The organism is Pseudomonas imperatae, from assembly GCF_057128625.1.
Genome location: NZ_JBSKHP010000026.1, coordinates 37,694 through 60,190 on the forward strand (window position 1 = coordinate 37,694; position 22,497 = coordinate 60,190).

A 22,497-nucleotide genomic window follows, 5' to 3' on the forward strand; every position below is an offset into this window, starting at 1 on the left:
CCTCAGGCCGCAGGCCAGACAGCATAACAGAGCGCGTGCAAGAACATTAAAGCCAAGAACTTCAAGACGTTATCGTGGTCTCTTGAGGTCGATTGAGATATCAGGCTGGAGACCCGATGCCCCGTCCCTCATTGTTGACCGTGCTGTTGCTTGCGTTGCTGGCGCCTTTGCCGGCGATGGCGCGCCTGGCCGGGCCGCCCGAAGTGGTGCACCCGGTCAAGGTCCGCGACCTGGCCGACATCCGCCAGAGCCGCGTGCTGCGCGTGCTGGTGAACCAGAGCCGCAACAGCTCCGGCGAAGTGCAGGGCGAGTGCGTGGGCATGGAACTGCACCGCCTGCGCGCCTTCGAGCAATACCTCAATGGCCATGCCAACACCGGCCAGGCCATCCACCTGAAGATCATTCCCCGGCCCAAGGAACAGCTGATCAGCGCCCTGCAACGCGGCGAGGGCGACCTGGTGGCGCCGGGTGAACTGGTGGACATGCCCGATACCCAGCTGGTCAGCGCCAGCGCCCCGGTGGTCAACGACGTGCCGCTGGTGCTGGTGGGCGCCAAGGGCGCGCGCCGCTACGGGCGTGTGGAGCAACTGGCCGGCAAGACCGTGTCCCTGCCCGCCGGCAGTGCGGCCGGCGATGCGCTGCTGGCCATCAATCAGAAGCTGGCGCTGCACAAGCTGGCGCCGATCAAGGTGGAATGGGCCGACCCCAGCCTGGCCGTGGAGGATGTGCTGGAGATGGTGCAGGCGGGCATCCTGCCGATGACCATCGTCGAGCGGCCCATTGCCCAGCGCTGGGCCAAGGTGATGCCCAAGCTGATGCTGGAGCCGGGCGTGCACCTGGGGGCGCCGCGGCAGATCACCTGGTACGTGCGCAACGACGCTTCGATGTTGCATGCCAGCGTCGACCGTTTCCTGCAGGGCTACCGGGCGCCGACCGACCAGGACGCGACCCTGACCCGTGCCTACAAAGGCCTGTACAGGGTGCACAACCCGCTGGCCGCCAGCGACCGCCAGCGCCTGGAGAAACTGCGGCCGGTGCTGCAGCGCTACGCCCGCGAACAGAACATGGACTGGCTGAACCTGGCGGCCCTGGCCTACAAGGAATCCCAGCTGGACCCGTCGGTGCGGGGCGGGGGCGGCGCCACCGGGCTGTTGCAGATCACCCCGTCGGCCGCCCGCCGGGTGGGCGTGGGCAACGTGCAAAACGTGGACAACAATGTGCAGGCCGCCGCCCGCTACCTGGCCATGATCCGCAAGAAGTTCTTCGCCAGCAGCCAGCTCAACGAGCGCGAGCGCATGGCCTTCGTGCTGGCCGCCTACAACATGGGCCCAGAGCGTGTGCAGGCCATGCGCGCCGAGGCCCGCCGCCGCGGCCTGAACCCCAACCAGTGGTTCTTCCAGGTGGAACGCGTGGCCATGGAACAGGCCGGCATGCCGGCGGTGAGCTACGTCAACAGCGTCAACAAGTACTACCTGGCCTACGACCGCGAGCGCGACACCCTCGACCCCGGCGCCATGAAAGGCCGGCGCATCGCCTTCAACCGCTGACCCTTCGCCTGACCCAAAAACCCGTAGCCGCTGCCGCAGGCTGCGCTGGCCCTTACCCACGCTGGAGATCTTCAGTGAGGTAGAGGGCCAGCGCAGCCTGCGGCAGCGGCTACGTGATTCCAAAAGATATCGAATTGTTCGATTTGTATTGTCGTTTATTTGCGATTTTCTTATTCGATAGATCGATTAATATGGCCCCCATCAACTCCTACACCACTTTCGCAAGGGAATACGCCATGAACGCTTCGATCAAACGCCTCTTCACCACCAACGCCGGCCTGGGCTTCACCGTGCTGCGTATCCTGGTCGGGATCATCTTCGTCGCCCACGGCGGCCAGAAACTCTTCGGCCTGTTCGGCGGCTACGGCCTGGAAGGCACCGGCCAGTGGATGGAAAGCATCGGCATCCACCCTGGCTACTGGATGGCCCTGCTGGCCGGTAGCGGCGAGTTCTTCGGCGGCCTGGCCCTGGTCCTCGGCCTGCTGGTGCGCCCGGCGTCACTGGTGCTGATCGTGACCCTGGTGGTGGCCATCCTCAGCGTGCACATCCACAACGGTCTGTTCATGGCCAACAACGGCTACGAATTCGCCCTGGCCCTGCTGGCCGGCACCATCGCCACCCTGGTGGAAGGCGCAGGCAAACTGTCCTTCGACCGCCTGATCAGCCGCGCCTGATACCGGTAGCCGCTGCCGCAAGGCAGCGGCTACACGCCATACCCGTCAATCAATGGCCTGAATACCCTCGTTATTGACCATTCCCCGCATTGCCCCCGCCGCCCAGCTTGCGGACAATCCTCCCCAGGATTCGCCCACGAGCCACCCCCATGCCGCAGACCATCTTCTTCGCCCACGCCAACGGTTTTCCTTCGGGTACCTACGGCAAGCTGTTCGCCCACCTGGCCCCCGACTTCAGCGTCGCGCACCTGCCGCAGCATGCCCATGACCCGCGCTTTCCGGTCACCGACAACTGGCCAGCGCTGATTGCCGAGTTGGTGCACCACCTGCGCCAGCAGCCGGGGCCGGTGTGGGGCGTGGGGCATTCGTTCGGTGGCCTGCTGCACCTGTATGCCGCGCTGCAATACCCTGAGCTGTACCGCGGGGTGGTGATGCTCGACTCGCCGGCCTTGACCCTGGCCGACCAGTGGGTGATTCGCGCCGCCAAGCGCTTCGGCTTCATCGACCGCCTGACCCCGGCCGGGCGCACCCTGGGCCGCCGCGAGACGTTTGCCGACCTCGAGGCGGCGCGGGCGTATTTTTCCCGCAAGTCGCTGTTCCGTGATTTTGACCCCGAGTGCTTCGAGGCGTACCTGCAGCATGGCCTGTGCGCCGACGCCGACGGCCTGCGCCTGCGTTTCGACCCCGCCACCGAAATCGACATCTACCGCAGCGTGCCCCACGTGCGCCCGGCCAGCACCCGGCGCCTGCGCGTGCCGCTGGCGCTGGTGCACGGCGCAGAGAGCCGCGTGGTGCTCAACCACCACGCGCGCATGGTGCGCGGGCTGGCCCAGGGCGAAACCCACCGGGTGGCCGGCGGGCACATGTTCCCGTTGGAACACCCGCTGGCGACCGCCGACCTGCTCAAGGGCATTGTCGGCCGCTGGCAGCAAGGCCAGGCGGCGTGCGCATGAGCAGTGGCGTGGAGGAAATTCGCCTGAGCCTGCCGCACATCGAACTGGCAGCGCACGTATTTGGCCCGGCCGACGGCCGCCCGGTGATCGCCCTGCATGGCTGGCTCGACAACGCCAACAGCTTCGCGCGCCTGGCGCCCCGGCTCGAAGGCCTGCGCATACTGGCCCTGGACATGGCCGGCCATGGCCTGTCCCAGCACCGCCCGGCCGGCGCCGGCTATTCGCTGTACGACTACGCCCACGACGTGCTGCAGGTGGCCGAACAGTTGGGCTGGCAGCGTTTTTCGCTGCTGGGCCATTCCCTGGGGGCGATTGTCTCGGTGGTGCTGGCCGGGGCGCTGCCGGAACGCGTGGAGCGGCTGGCGCTGATCGATGCGGTGCTGCCGCCAGGCTCGCCGGGGCCTGGCACCGCCGAACGCTTCGGCCAGGCCTTGCTCGAGCAGGTGGCCCTGCCGGGCAAGCGCAAGTCGGTGTACCCGGACTTCGACCGCGGCGTGGAAGTGCGCATGCAAGGCATGGTGGCGGTGAGCCGCGAAGCCGCCGAGCTGCTGGCCCAGCGCGGCCTGATGCCGGTGCCCGGCGGCTACAGCTGGCGCAGCGACAGCCGCCTGACCCTGCCCACGCCACTGCGCATGAGCGAAGAGCAGGGCTGGTCGTTCGTGCAGCGCATCGCCTGCCCGGCGCACCTGGTGGTGGCCGAGGAGGGCATGCTGGCCAAGCACGCGGGGCTGCTGGCGCGGCTACCCTTCAGTCACGAGCGCCTGCCCGGCGGCCATCACCTGCACCTGAACGACGAGGCCGGCGCTGCTCTTGTAGCAAGCTGTTTCAATCGCTTCTTCGCCATGCCTTGACTTGCGGTGGCCAAGTGCCGAGGCTTGGCGTGCTTAATGGGAAGCCGAGCATCGACAGGGAGACCTCCATGAACCACCGCCATACCGCCGCGGCAGCCCCGCGATGAGGGCATGCCTGTTCGCCTTCACCCTTGCCGCAGCCGTGAGTGCCACCGCCGCGGACCTGGCCAACGTGCCGCCGCCCGCCGACGCCCAGGTGGTGGACCAGAAGCCCGCCGCCGAGGCCGAGCGCACCTACCCGCTGGGCTCGGTGCGCAAGATCAGCAACCAACTGCGCATGGACGCCCAGGTCACCGCCCGTGGCCAGGTCAGCTCGGTGACCTACGAACTGGCCAGCGGCGCACTGGCCACCGACGCCCTCAACGCCGCGCGCCAGGGCCTGCAGGACCAGGGCAGCCAGGTGCTGTTCTGGTGCGAGGCGCGCGACTGCGGTGAGTCCAGCCTGTGGGCCAACGAAATCTTCGCCAACGCCAAGCTGGTGGGCGCCGACGAGCAGCAAAGCGTGATCCTGCTGCGCCACGCCGACTCCGGCCAGGACACCCTGGTGGCGCTCTACGCCATCAACCGCGGCGGCCGTCGCGCCTACCTGCACGTGGAGCAGTTCGTCGCCGCCAGCCCCCTGGGCACGCTGCTGCCGACCCCGGCCACGCTGCTGCGCGAGCTGCGCGGCACCGGCCGCCTGGACTACCCTGACCTGGGCGTGACGCCGCCCCCGCCGGCCTGGGTGGCGCTGCTGGCGCGCAGCCTGAACCAGGACAGCACCTTGCGCGTGACCCTGGCCGGGCCCGCCGCCGAACCCTGGCGCCAGGCGCTGGTGGCCCAGGGCGTGCGCGCCGCGCGCCTGGAACTGGGCGACCCGGCGAAAAGCGGCCTGCACATCGACCTGATTCGCTGAGGAGTAGCGCCTGCCATGACGCTCAACAACGACCGCCTGCTGGTGCAGATCATCCTGCTGGTGCTGCTGGGCGCCTGCCTGTGGGTGATGGCGCCGTTCATCTCGGCGCTGCTGTGGGGCGCCATCCTCGCCTACGCCAGCTGGCCGCTGATGCGCCTGCTGACCCGCTGGTTGGGCGGCCGCGAGACCCTGGCGGCCAGCATCCTCACCCTGGGCTGGATCCTGCTGGTGATACTGCCGCTGGTGTGGCTGGGCTTCAACCTGGCCGACCACATCCGCGACGCCATCACCTTCGTGCGTGACGTGCAGGTGGACGGCCTGCCGGCAGCGCCGGACTGGCTGCAGGCCCTGCCGCTGGTGGGCCCGCGCCTGGCCACCTGGTGGGACACCCTCGACCAGCAGGGCGCCGCGCTGATGCTCAGCGTCAAGCCGTACCTGGGCCAGGTGGGCAACTGGCTGCTGGCGCGCAGCGCGCAGATCGGCGGCGGCATCCTGGAGCTGACCCTGAGCCTGGTGTTCGTGTTCTTCTTCTATCGTGATGGGCCGCGGCTGGCGGCGTTCGTGCTGCGCCTGCTGGAACGCCTGGTAGGCGAGCGCGCCGAATATTACCTGGACCTGGTGGCCGGCACCGTGCAGCGGGTGGTCAACGGCGTGATCGGCACGGCGGCGGCGCAGGCAGTGCTGGCGCTGATCGGCTTCCTGATCGCGGGTATTCCAGGGGCGCTGGTGCTGGGCATCGTGACGTTCCTGCTCAGCCTGATCCCCATGGGGCCGCCGCTGGCATGGATACCGGCGACGGCCTGGCTGGCGTGGAAGGGCGAGTACGGCATGGCGGTGTTTCTGGGGGTATGGGGCACGTTCATCATCAGTGGCGTGGACAACGTACTCAAGCCCTACCTGATCAGCCGCGGCGGCGACCTGCCGCTGGTGATCGTGTTGCTGGGGGTGTTCGGCGGCCTGCTGGCGTTCGGCTTCATCGGCCTGTTTATCGGCCCGACGCTTCTCGCCATCGGCTACAGCCTGCTGCTGGACTGGACCCGCAGCGGCCACGGCGCCGCGCACAAGCCCTGAGACGGGCAGCCCGAAGGCTGCCCGCGGCGTAAAGGTCAGGCGGCTGTGGTCAGCTGACTGCCCACGGTTTGTTGCGCGTCGGTGGCGTACTGCTTGGTCAGGGCGGCAATCATCTTGTTCAGCGCCGCCGCGGTATCGCTGCTGGCGGTGTCCGAACTGCTGCTGCCACTGCTGCTCTGGTCACCCGAGGATTGCAGGGCGGCGGCCAGTTCCGAGGCGCTGACGGTGCCGTCCTTGTTGGTGTCCAGGTCACTGAACACTTCGCTGGCCAGGCTGCTGGACGACGAGGTGGAGCTGCTGGACGAACTGCTGGACGACGAGCTGGTGGCGCTCAAGGCGCTGCTCAGTTCGGTCTCGGTGATGCTGCCATCGTCGTTGCTGTCCAGCGCGCTGAACAGGTCATCGCTGGAGACGCTGGCTGGTGGCGGCGGAGGTGGGGGCTGCATGGCCGCGGCCAGTTCGTCCTTGCTCACGGTGCCATCGCCGTTGCTGTCCAGCGCCGAGAACAGCTGGCTGCTGTCATCGGTGGTGTCGCCGGCGGCGCTCAGGGCCGAGCTCAGCTCGTCGCTGCTGATGGAACCGCTGCCGTCGCTGTCGATGGCGCTCATCAGGTCGTCGACCGCGTCAGTGTTCGGCGCGCTGTCCTGGGTGGGCGGTGCCGGTGGCTGCAGGGCCGCCATCTCGTCCAGGGTCAGGCCATCATCCGAGTCGCTGTCCAGGCTGCTGAAATTCTTGCTCAGCGTGACCAGGATACCGCCGTCGTTGCTGGTGCCACTGCTCGAACTGTTGGAAATCGCCGTGTTCAGCTCGTCGCTGCTGACCTCGCCGTTGCCGTCGGTGTCGAGGCTGGCGAACAGCTCTTCCTGGAACTTCTTCAGTTGCGCGCTGGCGCTGGTGCTGCTGGTACTTGTGTAGTTGGAATAGCTACTGCTGCTTACGCCGCTTATGGATGACATTGGGTGTGCTCCCCTGTTGTATGCCGGTTACAAACCGCCGGCGTGTAAAGAATCTATCGGGGGAATGTCGAGAGTGTGTGGGGTTTGTAAGGGGCGGGACATGGGGGCGGGGGGTTATAGCGAAAGCGTAGATTGGCCATCCGACATAATCGCCAACCCCACATCTATTGTGGGAGCTGGCTTGCCAGCGAGCTGTTGGCGCCCTAAAGCTCGCTGGCAAGCCAGCTCCCACAAAAAATGGCCGCGACGGGGAGGGACTCAGCGGGGGAGGCGAATGACGGCAGTGAGGCCGCCGCCGGGTGTTTCTTCCAGGCTCAACTGCCCGCCCAGGCGCTGGCACGCCTCGCGGGCGATGGTCATGCCCAGGCCGACGCCGCCGGAGTTGCGGTTGCGCGAGCCCTCCAGGCGGAAGAACGGCTCGAACACCGCTTCGCGCTTGTCGGCGCTGATGCCGGGGCCGTGGTCGATGACGCGGATGGTCACGGCGTCGCGGGTGTCGTCGATGTCCACCAGGGTGGCGCCGCCGTAGCGCAGGGCGTTGTCCATCAGGTTGCTGATGCATGAGCGCAGGGCCATGGGCTGTACTTGCAGCGGCGCACAGGTGCCCCGGGCCTGCACGGCCGCGCCATGGTCCTGGGCGTTCTCCACCAGCGACTCCACCAGCGCCTGCAGGTCATACCATTGCAGCGCCTCGCTGGTGCGCTGCTCGTGCAGGTAGGTCAGGGTGGCGTCGAGCATGCCGATCATGTCGTCCAGGTCCTGGCGCATCTGGCCCTGCAGCTTCTCGTTGTCGATCTGCTCCAGGCGCAGCTTGAGCCGCGACAGCGGCGTGCGCAGGTCATGGGACACGGCGCCGAGCATGCGCGCCCGTTGCTGCACCTGCTCGCGGATGCGTTGCTGCATGCGGTTGAAGGTGTGCGCCACCTGGCGAGCTTCCAGCGGGCCGGTCTCTTCCAGGGGCGGGGCGTCGAGGTTTTCACTCAGCCGCTCGGCCGCTTCGCTGAAGCGGCGGATGGGCCGCGACAGGGCCTTGGCGCCGAACCAGGCGGCCACCACCAGGGTGATCAGCTGGAACAGCAGCGGCACGACAGGCCCGCCGAACAGCGGCGGCGGTGGCCGGTGTTCTTCCTCGCGCAGCTCCTTGGCGCCGAAATCGGCCAGCGCTTCGGGCGAGGGATTGGGGCCCAGCTCCGCGCGCAACTCACGCAGGTGCTCGCGGTGGGGCGGTGGCGGGAAGCCGTACTGCTGGAACCAGAGGAAGGCCAGCAGGTGGGCGAAGATGATGGCAATCAGTGACACGCCGAACAGGCGGGCGAACAGCGTATCAGGGCTGCGCATCAACCAATGTCTCTCGCATCGAAGAGGTAGCCTTCACCGCGCACGGTCTTGATCAGCTGGGGTGCCTTGGGGTCGTCGCCCAGCTTCTGGCGCAGGCGCGATACCAGCAGGTCGATGCTGCGGTCGAACGCTTCGATGGAGCGGCCGCGGGCGGCGTCCAGCAGTTGTTCGCGGCTGAGCACGCGGCGTGGACGCTCCAGGAACACCCACAGCAGGCGGAATTCGGCGTTGGACAGCGGCACCACCAGGCCATCGGAGGAGATCAGCTGGCGCAGCACGCTGTTCAGGCGCCAGTTGTCGAAGCGCACATTGGCACGCTGCTCGGTGCGGTCGTCGCGCACGCGGCGCAGGATGGTCTGGATGCGCGCTACCAGTTCACGTGGCTCGAACGGCTTGGCCATGTAGTCGTCGGCGCCCAGTTCCAGGCCGATGATGCGGTCGGTCGGCTCGCAGCGGGCGGTCAGCATCAGGATCGGGATGTCGGATTCGGCGCGCAGCCAGCGGCACAGCGACAGGCCGTCTTCGCCCGGCAGCATCAGGTCCAGCACCACCACGTCGAAGTTTTCTTCCAGCAGCGCCTGGCGCATGCCTTCCCCGTCGCTGACGCCCAGGGCCAGGATGCCGAAGCGGGCCAGGTAGTCGATCAGCAGTTCGCGAATCGGCACGTCGTCATCCACGATCAGGGCACGGGTGTTCCAGCGTTTGTCATCGTCGCCGACGAGGTTCTTGCTGGCATCGCTGAGAGGGAGCGGGGTGTTCTGCATGCTTGCGTTCATCTGCCTGGTATTGCTGCCAGCCGCGACGACGGGGCCGCGTCAGTTACCCGGAGGGTAAGCGTTCGCCCGGCGGGCTGGTAGTCATGTTCGGATTGGGAGCGGCCAGCGAGGGTCACTCGCAGGCGTGTCGCTGGAATGTCCTGTATGTATCAAGCTCGATACATTTGGCTACATTTTTCCCGTTTCGTTCCGGCAATCGCTCTACATCGGCATTCTTTACGAAAACTTTATGCCGGTCTTTCCCCTTCAGTCTCGTTCCTTTACGGCCTGGTTTCCGACAATACCGACCAATGGCCCCGTGAGGGGCTGGCGATTCCAACGAGGAGAAAGGCCATGAACGTGCTGGATGGGGTGGCACTGCTGCTGGCAGCAGGGCTGTTTGTGTATCTGACGGTGGCGCTGTTGCGCGCCGACCGGCACTAGGAGCGACCATGCACAGCTATGACTATGGGCTGCTCCTGGCCTTCCTGGCCCTGGTGCTGGTCCCGGCGCCCTTCCTGGGCCGCTTTTACTACAACGTCATGGAAGGCCAGCGCACCTGGCTCACGCCTGTGCTTGGCCCGGTGGAGCGCGGCTGCTACCGCCTGGCCGGGGTGGACCCGGCGCAAGAGCAAAGCTGGCAGCGCTACACCCTGGCCATGCTGGCCTTCAACCTGGCCGGGTTCGTGCTGTTGATGGGCGTGCTGCTGTTCCAGCAGTACCTGCCCGCCAACCCGCAGCACCTGCCGGGCATGGAGTGGTCGCTGGCCTTCAACACTGCGGTGAGTTTCGTCACCAACACCAACTGGCAATCCTACAGCGGCGAGGCGTCCCTGAGCTACTTCAGCCAGATGGTCGGCCTCACCGTGCAGAATTTCGTCAGCGCCGCCACGGGCCTGGCGGTGCTGGTGGCGCTGTGCCGTGGCATTGGCCGGCGCTCGGCGAAAACCCTCGGCAACTTCTGGGCCGACATGACCCGCGCCACCCTCTATGGCCTGCTGCCGTTGTGCCTGGTGCTGGCGCTGATCCTGGTGTGGCAGGGCGTGCCGCAGACCTTCATGCATTACGTCAGCGCCGTGACCGTGCAGGGCGCCGACCAGCTCATCCCGCTGGGCCCGGCAGCCAGCCAGATCGCCATCAAGCAGCTGGGCACCAACGGCGGCGGCTTCTTCGGCGTCAACTCGGCTCACCCGTTCGAGAACCCCACGGCCCTGAGCAACCTGCTGGAGGTGGTGTCGATCATCCTGATTCCGGTGGCGCTGGTGTTTACCTTCGGCCACTACGTGAAGGACATGCGCCAGAGCCGGGCGATCATCGCCTGCATGTTCGCGTTATTCCTGATCGGTGGCGGCGTGGCGCTGTACGGCGAGTACCAGCCCAACCCGACGCTGCAAAGCGCCCAGGTGGAACAGGCGCCGCCGCTGGAAGGCAAGGAGGCGCGCTTCGGCACCACGGCCTCGGCGCTATGGGCAGTGACCACCACGGCGGCGTCCAACGGTTCGGTCAACGCCATGCATGACAGCCTCAACCCGCTCACCGGCATGGTCGCGCTGGTGAACATGATGGTCGGCGAGGTGATCTTCGGCGGCGTCGGTGCCGGGCTCTACGGCATGCTGCTGAACGTGCTGACGGCGGTGTTCCTGGCCGGCCTGATGATTGGCCGCACGCCCGAATACCTGGGCAAGAAGATCCAGGCCACGGAAGTAAAACTGCTGGTGGTGACCCTGCTGGTGATGCCTGTCGGTGTGCTGGTGCTGGGTGCCATCGCCGCCAGCCTGGCAGGCCCGGCGTCGGCGGTGAGCAACCCCGGCCCCCACGGCTTCAGCCAGTTGCTGTACGCCTACACCTCGGCCAGCGCCAACAACGGCTCGGCGTTCGGCGGCTTCAGCGCCAACACCGTGTTCCACAACCTGATGCTGGGCCTGGGCATGTTGATCGGCCGCTTCGGCTACATCCTGCCGATCATGGCCCTGGCCGGCAGCCTGGCGCTGAAGAAGACCGCGCCGCTGGGCAACAACAGCTTCCCCACCCACGGCCCGCTGTTCGTCACCCTGCTGACGGTGACCATCCTGCTGGTGGGTGGCCTGACCTTCCTGCCGACCCTGGCACTGGGGCCGATCGCTGAACAACTGAGCCTGGGCTTCTAAGGACCATGACCATGAATATGCCGATCCGTGTTGCCAAGCCGGCCGCCGCCGATGCCGCCGGCGCCGCGCAGAAAACCGCGTTCGCCGCCCTGTGGCGGCCGGCGCTGGTGCAGGCCTTCGTCAAGCTCGACCCACGCCAGCTGCAGCGGGCGCCGGTGATGCTGGTGGTGGAACTCACGGCCATCCTCACCACGGTGCTGTGCGTGCTGCCCGAGGCCGGGGTGAACACTGGGGTGGCGGTGCAGATCGCCCTGTGGCTGTGGTTCACCGTGTTGTTTGCCAACTTCGCCGAAGCCCTGGCCGAGGGCCGTGGCAAGGCCCGCGCCGACAGCCTCAAGGCCGGTAGCCAGGGCCTCACCGCGCGCCGCCGGGACGGTGCCGGGCAGTTCCAGCACGTTGCCGCCGCCAGCCTGCGCAAGGGTGACGTGGTGCGCGTCGAGGCCGGGGAAATGATCCCCGGCGACGGCGAGGTCATCGAAGGCATCGCCGCGGTCAACGAGGCGGCCATTACCGGCGAATCGGCGCCGGTGATCCGTGAGTCCGGTGGCGACCGCTCGGCCGTCACCGGCAACACCCGCCTGGTGTCGGACTGGCTGCTGGTGAAGATCACCGCCAACCCCGGCGAGTCGACCCTGGACCGCATGATCGCCCTGGTGGAAGGCGCGAAACGGCAGAAGACCCCGAACGAGATTGCCCTCGACATCCTGCTGATCGGCCTGACGCTGATCTTCCTGCTGGTGGTGGTGACCCTGCAGCCGTTCGCCCACTTCGCCAACGGCAGCCTGCCGCTGGTGTTCCTGGTGGCGCTGTTGGTGACCCTGATTCCCACCACCATCGGCGGCCTGCTGTCGGCCATCGGCATCGCCGGCATGGACCGCCTGGTGCGCCTGAACGTGATCGCCAAGTCCGGCCGCGCCGTGGAAGCGGCGGGGGACGTGCACGTGCTGCTGCTGGACAAGACCGGCACCATTACCTTCGGCAACCGCCGCTGCACCGCGCTGTACGCCGCCCCCGGCGTGACCGCCAAGGAGCTGGCCGAAGGCGCGTTGCTGGCCTCGTTGGCCGACGACACCGCCGAGGGCAAGTCCATCGTCGAGTTCCTGCGCCAGTTGCACAGCCTGCCGGAGCCGGCCGCCACCGAGTTGGTGGCGGTGCCCTTCAGCGCCGAGACGCGCCTGAGCGGCGTCGACCACGCCGGGCGCATCTACCGCAAGGGCGCGGTGGACTCGCTGCTGGCCTTCGTCGGCCTGGCGCGGCTGGAAATGCCCGCCGCCCTGGCCCGGGAAGTGGACAAGATCGCCCAGAGCGGCGGCACCCCGCTGCTGGTGTGCCGCGACAAGCGCCTGCTGGGCGCCATTCACCTCAAGGACGTGGTCAAGCCGGGTATCCGCGAGCGTTTCGACGAGCTGCGCAAGCTGGGCATCCGCACCGTGATGGTCACTGGCGACAACCCGCTGACCGCCGCCGCCATCGCTGCCGAGGCGGGTGTTGACGATGTGCTGGCCGAAGCCACCCCGGAGAAAAAGCTGGCACGCATCCGCCAGGAACAGGACGACGGCCGCCTGGTGGCCATGTGCGGCGACGGCGCCAACGACGCCCCGGCCCTGGCCCAGGCGGACGTGGGCATGGCCATGAACGACGGCACCCAGGCGGCGCGCGAGGCGGCCAACATGGTCGACCTCGACAGCGACCCCACCAAGCTGCTGGACGTGGTGCAGATAGGCAAGGAGCTGCTGGTGACCCGTGGCGCCCTGACCACGTTCTCCATCGCCAACGACGTGGCCAAGTACTTCGCCATCCTCCCGGCGCTGTTCGCCGCCATCTACCCGCAGCTGGGGGTGTTGAACGTGATGCACCTGGCCAGCCCGCAGAGCGCGATCCTGTCGGCCATCGTCTTCAACGCGCTGATCATCGTGGTGTTGATCCCGCTGGCCCTGCGCGGCGTGCGGGTGCAGGCCGCGAGCGCCGCGCACCTGCTGCGGCGCAATCTGTTGATCTACGGCCTGGGCGGGATCGTGGTGCCGTTCGTGGGCATCAAGCTGATCGACCTGCTGCTGACCGCCGTCCACCTGGTATGAGGAATTGATGATGTCGACTTATCTGCGTCCGGCCTTGAGCCTGCTTGTGTTGATGACCCTGATCACCGGCGTGGCCTACCCGCTGGCCGTGACGGCGGTGGCTCAGGTGGCCTTCCCGGAACAGGCCAATGGCAGCCTGGTACATGACGAGGCGGGCAAGGTGCGCGGCTCCAGCCTGATCGCCCAAGGCTTCAGCGGCGATGCCTGGTTCCACCCGCGGCCGTCGGCTGGGGATTTCGCCACCGTGTCCAGCAGCGCCAGCAACCTGGCCCCCAGCAACCCGGCGCTGGCCAGCCGCATCAAGGACGATGCCGCCAGGCTGTATGTGGACGGGCAGGGGCCGGTGCCGCTGGCGCTGCTGACCACTTCGGGCAGCGGCCTGGACCCGCACCTGCCGCCGGCCGCCGCCAGCTACCAGGTGGCCCGCGTGGCCCAGGCACGGCAGTTACCCGCTGCCACGGTGCAGCAGCTTGTGGCCGAGCACACCGAGCGCTCGCTGTTCGGCCCGCCGGTGGTCAATGTGCTGGCTTTGAACCTGGCGCTGGATCGGCTACCTTCATCGCGTTGATTGCTACCGTGTCGCCTGCATCGCGGCCAAGGCCGGCTCCTACACCGTCCGCGTAGGAGCCGGCCTTGGCCGCGATACAGACGCTGCGGTCCTGAACCTTACCCGAGTACCTGTCATGAGTGATGCCCTGCGCGCCGACGCGTTGCTGGCCCAATTGCCCCGCGACGGCCGCGGCCGCCTCAAGGTGTTCCTTGGCGCCGCCCCCGGCGTGGGCAAGACCTACGCCATGCTGCAGGCCGCCCACGGCCAGCTGCGCCAGGGCCTGCGGGTGGTGGCCGGGGTGGTGGAAACCCATGGCCGGGCCGAGACCGAGGCGCTGCTGGGCGGCCTGGCCCAGTTGCCGCTGGTGCGCTCCCAATACCGCGGCGTGACCCTGGAGGAGATGGACCTCGACGGCCTGCTGCAGGCCGCGCCGCAACTGGTGCTGGTGGACGAACTGGCCCACAGCAACGCCCCCGGCAGCCGCCACGCCAAGCGCTGGCAGGACATTCAGGAACTGCTGGCCGCGGGCATCCACGTCTACACCACGGTCAACGTCCAGCACCTGGAAAGCCTCAACGACCAGGTGCTGGACATCACCGGCGTGCAGGTGCGCGAGACCCTGCCCGACTGGGTGTTGCAGGAGGCCGACGAGCTGGTGCTGATCGACCTGCCGCCGCGCGAACTGCTGGAGCGCCTGCGCGACGGCAAGGTGTACGTGCCCGAACAGGCGCGGGCGGCGATCGAGGCTTTTTTCACCCAGACCAACCTCACTGCGTTGCGCGAGCTGGCCATGCAGACCGCCGCCGCCCAGGTCGACGCCGACCTGGCCCAGGGCTACCGGCGCATGGGCCAGGCCGCCCCGGCGTTGCGCGGGCGGCTGCTGGTGGGTATCGACGGCGATGCCCAGGCCGAGCGCCTGGTGCGCCACGCCAGCCGCGTGGCCCAGCGCCGGCACCTGCCCTGGAGCGTGGTGCACGTGGACACCGGCAAGGCCCGTGACGAAACCAGCCGCCAGCACCTGCAGCACGCCCAGCAGCTGACCGAGCGCCTGGGCGGCGAAGTGGTGGTGCTGCGCGCCGGCGAGGTGGCCAGGACCCTGATCCAGCACGCCGCCGAGCGCCGCGCCAGCCTGGTGCTGGTGGGCCAGTCGCGGCCGCTGTGGTACCGCCGCTGGCTGGGTGGCGGCCTGGGCCCGCGTTTGTTGCGCGACACCCATGGCCTGGAGATCAACGTGCTCGACCGCGACGCGGCGCGCCCCGTGCCCCGTGGCCACGAGGCCGGGCAGTGGGTGTGGTTCGACTACCTGCTGGCGCTGTTCGCCACCATCGCCGCCAGCGGCCTGGCCTCGGCGGTGGCCAGCGTGCTGGCGCTGCCGAACATCTCCCTGGTGTTCCTTGCCGCCGTGCTGCTGGTGGCGGTGCGCAGCAGTCTGGGGCCGGCGCTGGTGTGCGCGGCGCTGTCGTTCCTGGCGTATGACTTTCTGTTCATTCCGCCGACCTTCTCGCTGACCATCTACCGCGAAGAGGACGTGTTGACCCTGCTGTTTTTCCTGCTGATGGCGGCGCTGACCGGCAACCTCGCCGCGCGCCAGCGCCGCCAGTTGCAGGCCCTGCGCGACACCCAGGAAGAGACCGGCGAGCTGCTCGACCTGTCGCGCAAGCTCACTGCCGCCACCGACCGCCAGGCCGTGCTCAGCGCCGCCGCCCAGCACCTGCAGGGTTGGCGCGAGCTGCAGGTGTGGGTGGCCGAGCGCGACGGCCACCAGGGCTGGAAAGACCCCGGCGGCCACCCCATTCCCCTCAGTGACACCGAGCGCGCCGCCGCCGACTGGGCCTGGCAGCATGACCAGCCTGCCGGCCTGGGCACCGGCACCTTGCCCTCGGGGCGCTGGTGGTGGACGCCGGTGTCGCTGCAGGACGGCCCGCTGGTGCTGCTGGGCGTGCGCGACCGCGAGGGCCGCGCCTTGAGCGCCCAGCGCCGGCGCCTGCTCGGTGCCCTCAGCCAGCCGCTGGCCCAGGGCCTGGCCCGCGCGCAACTGGCCCAGGACCTGGAGGCGGCGCGCCTGCACGGTGAAACCGAACAGCTGCGCAGCGCGCTGCTGGCCTCGGTGTCCCACGACCTGCGCACGCCGCTGACGGCCATGCGCGGCAGCATCGACAGCCTGCTGGCCCTGGGCGAGGCCATTCCCCGTGCCGACCGCCAGGAGCTGCTGGAAGGCACCCGCGACGAGGCCGAGCGCCTCGACCGCTACATCCAGAACCTGCTCGACATGACCCGCCTGGGCCACGGCGCGCTGAAGCTGGCGCGCGACTGGGTGGCGCCGGCGGACATTGTCGGCAGCGCCCTGAACCGCCTGCGCGCGGTGTTGGCACCGCTTGTGGTGGACGTCGAGGTGCCGGCGCAGCTGCCGTTGCTGTACGTGCACGCGGCGCTGATCGAGCAGGCGCTGATCAACGTGCTGGAAAACGCCGCGCGCTTCTCGCCGGTCCATGGCCGCCTGCTGATACGCGCCGCCGTCAGCGGCGAGGAACTGAGCTTCGCGGTCAGCGACCAGGGCCCGGGCATTCCCGAGGAGGAGCGGGCGAAAATCTTCGACATGTTCTACACCGCCGCCCGGGGTGACCGCGGTGGCCAGGGCACCGGCCTGGGCCTGGCGATCTGCCAGGGCATGATCGGCGCCCACGGCGGGCGCATCCTGGTGACTGACGGCCTGGATGGCCACGGCACCTGCATCACTCTATGCTTGCCGGTGCAACCGCAACCCGGCCTGGAAAGTGAAGCCTGAACATGAGTCAAACCGCGACCCTGCTGGTGATCGACGACGAACCGCAGATCCGCAAGTTCCTGCGCATCAGCCTGGCCTCCCAGGGCTACAAGGTGCTGGAAGCCGGCACCGGTGCCGAGGGCCTGAGCCAGGCCGCGCTGGGCCGCCCCGACCTGGTGGTGCTGGACCTGGGCCTGCCGGACATGGACGGCCAGCAGGTGCTGCGCGAGCTGCGCGAGTGGAGCGCGGTGCCGGTGCTGGTGCTGTCGGTGCGCGCCAGCGAGATCCAGAAAGTGGAAGCCCTGGACAACGGCGCCAACGACTACGTGACCAAGCCGTTCGGCATCCAGGAGTTTTTGGCGCGCATCCGCGCCTTGCTGCGTCAGGTGCCCAGCGGCGATGCGCCGCCGGCGCCGGTGAGCATCGGCGGGCTGTTGATTGACCTGGGCCTGCGCCGGGTGACCCTGGATGGCGCCGAGGTGGCGTTGACCCGCAAGGAATACGCGGTGGTGGCGCAGCTGGCGCGCTACCCGGGGCGGGTGATTACCCAGCAGCAGCTGCTCAAGGACATCTGGGGCCCGACCCATGCCGACGACAGCCATTACCTGCGCATCGTGGTGGGGCATATTCGCCAGAAGCTCGATGACGATCCGACGGCGCCGCGTTACATCATTACCGAGCCGGGGGTGGGGTATCGGCTTCTGGCCAATCCCTGACGCGGCCTGCGGCCGCTGCTACGCGAGGTTTCGTCGTGGCATTCATCGACTCCCGGCGCGTCATCGATTCCCGTAGCAGCGGCCGCAGGCCGCGTCCGCGGTTCAGGCGCTGCGAATACGCTTGCGCGCGCTGCGCATCAGGCGCACCAGCAGCATCGCCGCCGCACAGGTCAGGCCCACGATCAGTCCCTGCCACAACCCGCTCGGCCCGGCCGGCGCCCCCAGCCAATCGGTCAGCCCCAGCAGGTAACCCACCGGCAGGCCGATGCCCCAGTAGGCAAACAGCGTCAGCAGCATGGTCACCCGCGTGTCCTGGTAGCCGCGCAAGGCACCAGCGGCCGTGACCTGGATGGCGTCGGAGAACTGGAACAGCGCCGCGTACACAATCAGCATGGCGGCAATGTGCAGCACCGCCGGGTCAGCCGTGTAGATACGGGCGATGTGCTCGCGGCCCAGGTACATCAACGTCGCCGAGAAGCACGCATAAGCCAGTGCCGAGGCCATGCCGATGCCGGCGGCGAAGCGTGCCTCGCGTGGCAGGCCGCGGCCCAGGGCCTGGCCGACGCGGATGGTCACGGCCATGCCCAGCGAAAACGGGATCATGAACACCATGGAGCTGATGCTCAGGGCAATCTGGTGCCCGGCCACCACCGTGGAGCCCAGGCTGCCGATCAGCAGGGCGATGACGGCAAAGATGCTCGACTCGGCGAACACCGCGATGCCGATCGGCAGGCCAATGCCCAGCAGGCGCTTGATCACCGGCCACTGCGGCCACTGGAACTGGCCGAAGACGTTGGCCGCGCGGTAGGCCGGCGCCCAGCGCACCCAGGCGGCCATGCCCAGCAGCATCATCCACATCACGCTGGCCGTGGCCCAGCCACAACCCACGCCGCCCATGGCCGGCACGCCCAGGTGGCCATAGATGAACACGTAGTTGAGCGGGATGTTCAGCGCCAGGCCGCACAGGCCCAGGACCATGCTCGGCCGGGTACGGCCCATGCCGTCGCTGCAGCAGCGCAGCACGTGGTACAGCGCCACCGACGGCAGGCCGGTGCCGATGCCGCGCAAATAGCCCATGCACGGCGCGATCAGCTCCGGGTCCACCTTCATCAGGTGCAGCACCGGCTCGGCGTTGAACAGCAGCAGGCTGGCACCCAGGCCGGCGGCCAGGGCCAGCCACAGCGCCTGGCGCACCAGCGGGCCGATCTCGGCCGGGGTGCCGGCGCCGTGACGCTGGGCCACCTTGGGCGTGGTGGCCAGCAGGATGCCGGTCATCAGCAGGAACACCGGCACCCAGATCGAGTTGCCCAGGGCCACGGCCGCCAGGTCGCGGGGGCCGACGCGGCCGGCCATCACCGCATCGACGAAGCCCATGGCGGTGTGCGCCAGCTGCGCGATCATGATCGGCCCCGCCAGGGCCAGCAGCGTGCGCAGTTCCAGGCGCACCCGGGCAGGGCGGGTGAGGGGGGTGGGCATGTCGGTTGCAGCTGCAGTCACGGGGCGTAGTCCACTGGTGGGCGCGGAAAACCGCCCATTCTACGCCCTGACGCGGCGGTCAGGAAACACTTGCCACGTGCTTCGTGACGGCGCGCCCCGCTGCGCCTAAACTGCCGCCCATACTGGGGAGCTTGCCATGCTGATTGTCGCTGACGAAAACATTCCACTGCTTGAAGACTTCTTTGCCGGTTTCGGCGAAATCCGCCGGGTGCACGGCCGCAGCGTCGACGCCGAAGCGGTGCGTGACGCCGACGTGCTGCTGGTGCGGTCCATCACCAAGGTCAACCGCGCCCTGCTGGAAGGCAGCAACGTGCGCTTTGTCGGCACCTGCACCATTGGCACCGACCACCTGGACCTGGACTACTTCGCCGAGGCCGGCATCCGCTGGTCCAGCGCGCCGGGCTGCAACGCCCGCGGCGTGGTGGACTACGTGCTGGGCGCGCTGGTGACCCTGGCCGAGCTGGAAGGCGTGGAACTGCCCACGCGCACCTACGGCGTGGTCGGCGCCGGCCAGGTCGGCTCGCGGCTGATCCGCGTGCTGCGCGGGCTGGGCTGGGAGGTCAAGGTCTGCGACCCGGTGCGCCAGGCGGCCGAGGGCGGGGACTACGTGAGCCTGGACGAGATCATCGAACAGTGCGACGTGATCAGCCTGCACACGCCGCTGAACAAGGGCGGCAGCCACCCCACCTTGCACCTGCTGGACGCCGGGCGCCTGGCGCGGCTGAAGCCGGGCGCCTGGCTGATCAACGCTGCCCGCGGGCCCATCGTCGACAACCTGGCGCTCAAGGACCTGCTGATCGAGCGGGACGACGTGCAGGCGGTGCTGGACGTGTGGGAGCACGAACCCAGCGTGGACGGTGAACTGGCCGACCTGTGCGTGCTGGCCACGCCGCACATCGCCGGCTACAGCCTGGACGGCCGCCAGCGCGGTACCGCGCAGATCTACCAGGCCTACTGCGCGTTCCGGGGCGAACCGGCCAGCGTGCAACTGGCCGACCTGCTGCCGCCCCCCTGGCTGGCGGAAGTGGCCCTCAACGGCCTGGCCGACCCGGCGCAGGCCATGGCCATGCTGTGCCGCGCGGTGTATGACCCGCGCCGGGACGACGCCGATTTCCGCCGCAGCCTGACCGACAACGATGCCCAGCAACGCAGCGCCTTCGACGCCCTGCGCAAGGGCTACCCCACCTCGCGCCGGGAAATCGAAGGGCTGCGGGTGCGCCTGGACGGCTATTCGCCGGACCTGCGCAAGATTGTCGAAGCCCTGGGCGGCGAACTGGTCTGACTGACTACCGTAGGAGCCGACCTTGGTCGCGATGGGCTCGGCGCGTAGTGGCAGGCACGGCGCTATCGCGGCCAAGGCCGGCTCCTACCGGGTGGGTGTGGGCTAAACAAGAAAAACCCGGCGCAGGGCCGGGTTCACGGGGTGGCGCGGGTCGTCAGTCTTGTTTGGCAGGGGCAGGTTTGACCAGACGTTTTTCCAGTTCCTGGCACGCGTCCTGGATCATGTCTTCGGTGATAGGGATCTCGCGTCCCTTGGCATCGATAATGGAGCCGCCGGCCGGCTGGTGCGGCTGGATTCGGCGTACTTCCACGGTTTGGTTACTGCTGCTGTGCAAGCCCATGGCCCGTCTCCTCATCAGGTTTAGTGCTCAGAGTAGGGTCGCCAGATGACTGCCTGATTACATCCCTGTGCAGCCTGGCGACGCTTTCAGTCCACCAGAAAGCGCTGCAAACCGCCAGCCTGTGCTTAGACCAAAAGCGTCTAGGTAAAGGCCCGGCAGGTCCTGTTTAAGCTGACCTGGCCTGAAAAGCGGAGTTCCCCCCGGGTGCAAACGGTCCGCCAGGGTGTAGGCTTGGCGAACCTTCCTTGCCAGGCCTGCCCATGATTTCGCTGCTCTCCGCCCGCCAGCGTCGCGCCCTGCGCCTGGCCCTGCATTTTCTCTCCCCTTACCGCTGGCGCGCGCTGGCTGCCCTGGTGGCCCTGGTGGTCACCGCTGGCATCACCTTGTCCATGGGCCAGGGCATACGCCTGCTGGTGGACCAGGGCTTCCTGACCCAGTCGCCGGTGCTGCTTAACCGCTCCATCGCCGTGTTCATGCTGCTGGTGGTGGCGCTGGCGGTGGGCACGTTCGTGCGCTTCTATTTGGTGTCGTGGATTGGCGAGCGCTGCGTGGCCGATATCCGCCAGCAGGTGTTCGACCACCTGGTGTACCTGCACCCCGGCTTCTATGAAAACAACCGCAGCTCCGAGATCCAGTCGCGGCTGACCGCCGACACCACCTTGCTGCAGTCGGTGATCGGTTCGTCGCTGTCGCTGTTCCTGCGCAACGGCCTGATGGTGATTGGCGGCATCGTGCTGCTGTTCGTCACCAACCCCAAGCTCACCAGCATCGTGGTCATCGCCCTGCCGCTGGTGCTGGCGCCGATCCTGGTGTTCGGCCGGCGCGTGCGCGGGCTGTCGCGGCAGAGCCAGGACCGCATCGCCGACGTCGGCAGCTACGTGGCCGAAACCCTCAACCAGATCAAGACCGTGCAGGCCTACAACCACCAGGCTGAAGACCAGAGGCGGTTCGGCGTGACCGTGGAGCAGGCCTTCGAGACCGCGCGCAAGCGCATCGTGCAGCGGGCCTGGCTGATTACCCTGGTGATCATCCTGGTGCTGGGCGCGGTGGGGGTGATGCTGTGGGTGGGCGGCATGGACGTGATCGCCGGGCGCATTTCCGGCGGCGAGCTGGCCGCGTTCGTGTTCTACAGCTTGATCGTCGGCAGTGCCTTTGGCACCCTGAGCGAGGTGATGGGCGAGCTGCAACGGGCCGCTGGCGCCGCCGAGCGCATCGGTGAGCTGCTGCAGGCCAGCAGCGAGATCCGCGCACCGGCCAGCGGCCTGCAGCGCCTGCCCGAGCGCGTCAGTGGCCGCCTGGCCCTGGAGCAGTTGCTGTTCGCCTACCCGTCGCGGCCGCTGCAGCCGGCCATCAACGGCCTGGACCTGGTGATCCACGCGGGTGAGACCCTGGCCCTGGTGGGGCCTTCCGGGGCGGGCAAATCCACGCTGTTCGACCTGCTGCTGCGCTTCTACGACCCGCAGCAGGGGCGCATCCTCATTGACGGCGTGGATCTGCGCCAGCTCGACCCCCAGGACCTGCGCCGGCATTTCGCCCTGGTGTCGCAGACCCCGGCGCTGTTCTTCGGCACCGTGGAAGACAACCTGCGCTACGGCCAGGCCGACGCCCCGTTCGAGCAGGTGCAACAGGCCGCCCGCATCGCCCACGCCCACGACTTCATCGAAGCCTTGCCCCAGGGCTACCAGACCCACTTGGGCGAGGCCGGGCTAGGGCTGTCCGGCGGCCAGCGCCAGCGCCTGGCCATTGCCCGCGCGTTGCTGGTGGATGCACCGATCCTGCTGCTGGACGAAGCCACCAGTGCCCTGGATGCCCAGAGTGAACACTTGATTCAGGAAGCCTTGCCAACCCTGATGCAGGGCCGTACCACGCTGGTCATCGCCCACCGCCTGGCGACGGTGCAGCACGCCGACCGCATCGCGGTGATCGACCAGGGCAGGGTGGTGGCGGTGGGGACGCACCGGCAGTTGATTGCCGGCAATGCGCTGTACGCGCGGCTGGCGGCGTTGCAGTTCAATACCGCAGATGCGGCGCCTACATGACCCCGTGGCCGCTGCCTGGCGGCAGCGGCCACGGGGTTGTGGGG

At 68.2% G+C, this 22,497-nt stretch carries 19 protein-coding genes; 14 read left to right on the top strand and 5 right to left on the bottom strand.

The features are described from left to right. The first annotated feature begins 116 nt into the window (after positions 1 to 116). The 6 genes from ACWKWX_RS26045 (at position 117) to ACWKWX_RS26070 (ending at position 5,991) form a co-directional block, all read left to right on the top strand. Positions 117 to 1,547, top strand: a complete 1,431-nt coding sequence (locus tag ACWKWX_RS26045) for an MltF family protein (RefSeq protein ID WP_473005891.1) — start codon at positions 117 to 119, stop codon at positions 1,545 to 1,547. A gap of 236 nt (positions 1,548 to 1,783) precedes the next feature. Then, entirely contained in the window at positions 1,784 to 2,221 is a 438-nt protein-coding gene (locus ACWKWX_RS26050; protein WP_416423213.1) for a DoxX family protein, read from the top strand. A gap of 149 nt (positions 2,222 to 2,370) precedes the next feature. Then, positions 2,371 to 3,174, top strand: a complete 804-nt coding sequence (locus tag ACWKWX_RS26055; protein WP_473005893.1) for an alpha/beta fold hydrolase — start codon at positions 2,371 to 2,373, stop codon at positions 3,172 to 3,174. Further along, a complete protein-coding gene (locus ACWKWX_RS26060; RefSeq protein ID WP_483829281.1) occupies positions 3,171 to 4,025 on the top strand; it encodes an alpha/beta hydrolase in 855 nt (284 codons plus the stop codon). The genes ACWKWX_RS26055 and ACWKWX_RS26060 overlap by 4 nt, the downstream gene beginning before the upstream one ends. A gap of 103 nt (positions 4,026 to 4,128) precedes the next feature. Continuing rightward, entirely contained in the window at positions 4,129 to 4,920 is a 792-nt protein-coding gene (locus ACWKWX_RS26065; RefSeq protein WP_416423216.1) for a DUF4892 domain-containing protein, read from the top strand. A gap of 15 nt (positions 4,921 to 4,935) precedes the next feature. Then, a complete protein-coding gene (locus ACWKWX_RS26070) occupies positions 4,936 to 5,991 on the top strand; it encodes an AI-2E family transporter (protein WP_416423217.1) in 1,056 nt (351 codons plus the stop codon). Between the two features lie 35 nt (positions 5,992 to 6,026). Here ACWKWX_RS26070 and xopAW read toward each other — a convergent pair whose 3' ends face one another. The 3 genes from xopAW to ACWKWX_RS26085 form a co-directional block, all read right to left on the bottom strand. Then, a complete protein-coding gene (gene xopAW / locus ACWKWX_RS26075) occupies positions 6,027 to 6,947 on the bottom strand; it encodes a XopAW family type III secretion system calcium-binding effector (protein WP_473005895.1) in 921 nt (306 codons plus the stop codon). A gap of 258 nt (positions 6,948 to 7,205) precedes the next feature. Beyond that, positions 7,206 to 8,285, bottom strand: a complete 1,080-nt coding sequence (locus ACWKWX_RS26080) for a sensor histidine kinase (protein WP_416423219.1) — start codon at positions 8,283 to 8,285, stop codon at positions 7,206 to 7,208. Beyond that, the gene (locus ACWKWX_RS26085) at positions 8,285 to 9,049 is read right to left on the bottom strand and encodes a response regulator (RefSeq protein WP_008371971.1); all 765 of its coding nucleotides are present in this window, start codon (positions 9,047 to 9,049) and stop codon (positions 8,285 to 8,287) included. Before ACWKWX_RS26085 ends, ACWKWX_RS26080 begins: the two co-directional genes overlap by 1 nt. A gap of 345 nt (positions 9,050 to 9,394) precedes the next feature. On the opposite strand from ACWKWX_RS26085, the gene kdpF reads away from it, so the two are divergent. The 6 genes from kdpF to ACWKWX_RS26115 all read left to right on the top strand — a co-directional run bounded on the left by kdpF (position 9,395) and on the right by ACWKWX_RS26115 (position 17,295). Beyond that, positions 9,395 to 9,484 (top strand): K(+)-transporting ATPase subunit F, encoded by a 90-nt coding sequence (gene kdpF, locus ACWKWX_RS26090; RefSeq protein WP_416423220.1) that lies wholly within the window; start codon positions 9,395 to 9,397, stop codon positions 9,482 to 9,484. A gap of 8 nt (positions 9,485 to 9,492) precedes the next feature. Beyond that, positions 9,493 to 11,187, top strand: coding sequence for a potassium-transporting ATPase subunit KdpA (gene kdpA / locus ACWKWX_RS26095; protein ID WP_483829282.1), 1,695 nt, complete (start codon positions 9,493 to 9,495; stop codon positions 11,185 to 11,187). A 17-nt stretch (positions 11,188 to 11,204) separates the two neighbouring features. Continuing rightward, the gene (gene kdpB, locus ACWKWX_RS26100) at positions 11,205 to 13,265 is read left to right on the top strand and encodes a potassium-transporting ATPase subunit KdpB (protein ID WP_483829302.1); all 2,061 of its coding nucleotides are present in this window, start codon (positions 11,205 to 11,207) and stop codon (positions 13,263 to 13,265) included. A gap of 10 nt (positions 13,266 to 13,275) precedes the next feature. After that, positions 13,276 to 13,833: a potassium-transporting ATPase subunit KdpC gene (gene kdpC, locus ACWKWX_RS26105; protein WP_483829283.1), complete on the top strand. Its 558-nt coding sequence runs from the start codon at positions 13,276 to 13,278 to the stop codon at positions 13,831 to 13,833. Between the two features lie 115 nt (positions 13,834 to 13,948). After that, a complete protein-coding gene (locus tag ACWKWX_RS26110; protein ID WP_473005899.1) occupies positions 13,949 to 16,600 on the top strand; it encodes a DUF4118 domain-containing protein in 2,652 nt (883 codons plus the stop codon). A 2-nt stretch (positions 16,601 to 16,602) separates the two neighbouring features. Then, a complete protein-coding gene (locus tag ACWKWX_RS26115; protein WP_416423224.1) occupies positions 16,603 to 17,295 on the top strand; it encodes a response regulator in 693 nt (230 codons plus the stop codon). A gap of 102 nt (positions 17,296 to 17,397) precedes the next feature. Here the strand turns inward: ACWKWX_RS26115 and ACWKWX_RS26120 are convergent, their stop codons facing one another. Then, entirely contained in the window at positions 17,398 to 18,771 is a 1,374-nt protein-coding gene (locus ACWKWX_RS26120) for an MATE family efflux transporter (RefSeq protein WP_483829303.1), read from the bottom strand. Between the two features lie 157 nt (positions 18,772 to 18,928). On the opposite strand from ACWKWX_RS26120, the gene pdxB reads away from it, so the two are divergent. Beyond that, positions 18,929 to 20,074, top strand: coding sequence for a 4-phosphoerythronate dehydrogenase PdxB (gene pdxB / locus ACWKWX_RS26125; RefSeq protein ID WP_483829284.1), 1,146 nt, complete (start codon positions 18,929 to 18,931; stop codon positions 20,072 to 20,074). Between the two features lie 154 nt (positions 20,075 to 20,228). Here pdxB and ACWKWX_RS26130 read toward each other — a convergent pair whose 3' ends face one another. After that, the gene (locus tag ACWKWX_RS26130) at positions 20,229 to 20,414 is read right to left on the bottom strand and encodes a PA1571 family protein (protein ID WP_416423226.1); all 186 of its coding nucleotides are present in this window, start codon (positions 20,412 to 20,414) and stop codon (positions 20,229 to 20,231) included. Between the two features lie 260 nt (positions 20,415 to 20,674). Here ACWKWX_RS26130 and ACWKWX_RS26135 point away from each other — a divergent pair, with 260 nt between their 5' ends. Beyond that, on the top strand, positions 20,675 to 22,453 hold the full coding sequence (locus ACWKWX_RS26135) for an ABC transporter transmembrane domain-containing protein (RefSeq protein ID WP_416423227.1): 1,779 nt from the start codon (positions 20,675 to 20,677) through the stop codon (positions 22,451 to 22,453). Positions 22,454 to 22,497: the final 44 nt, after the last annotated feature.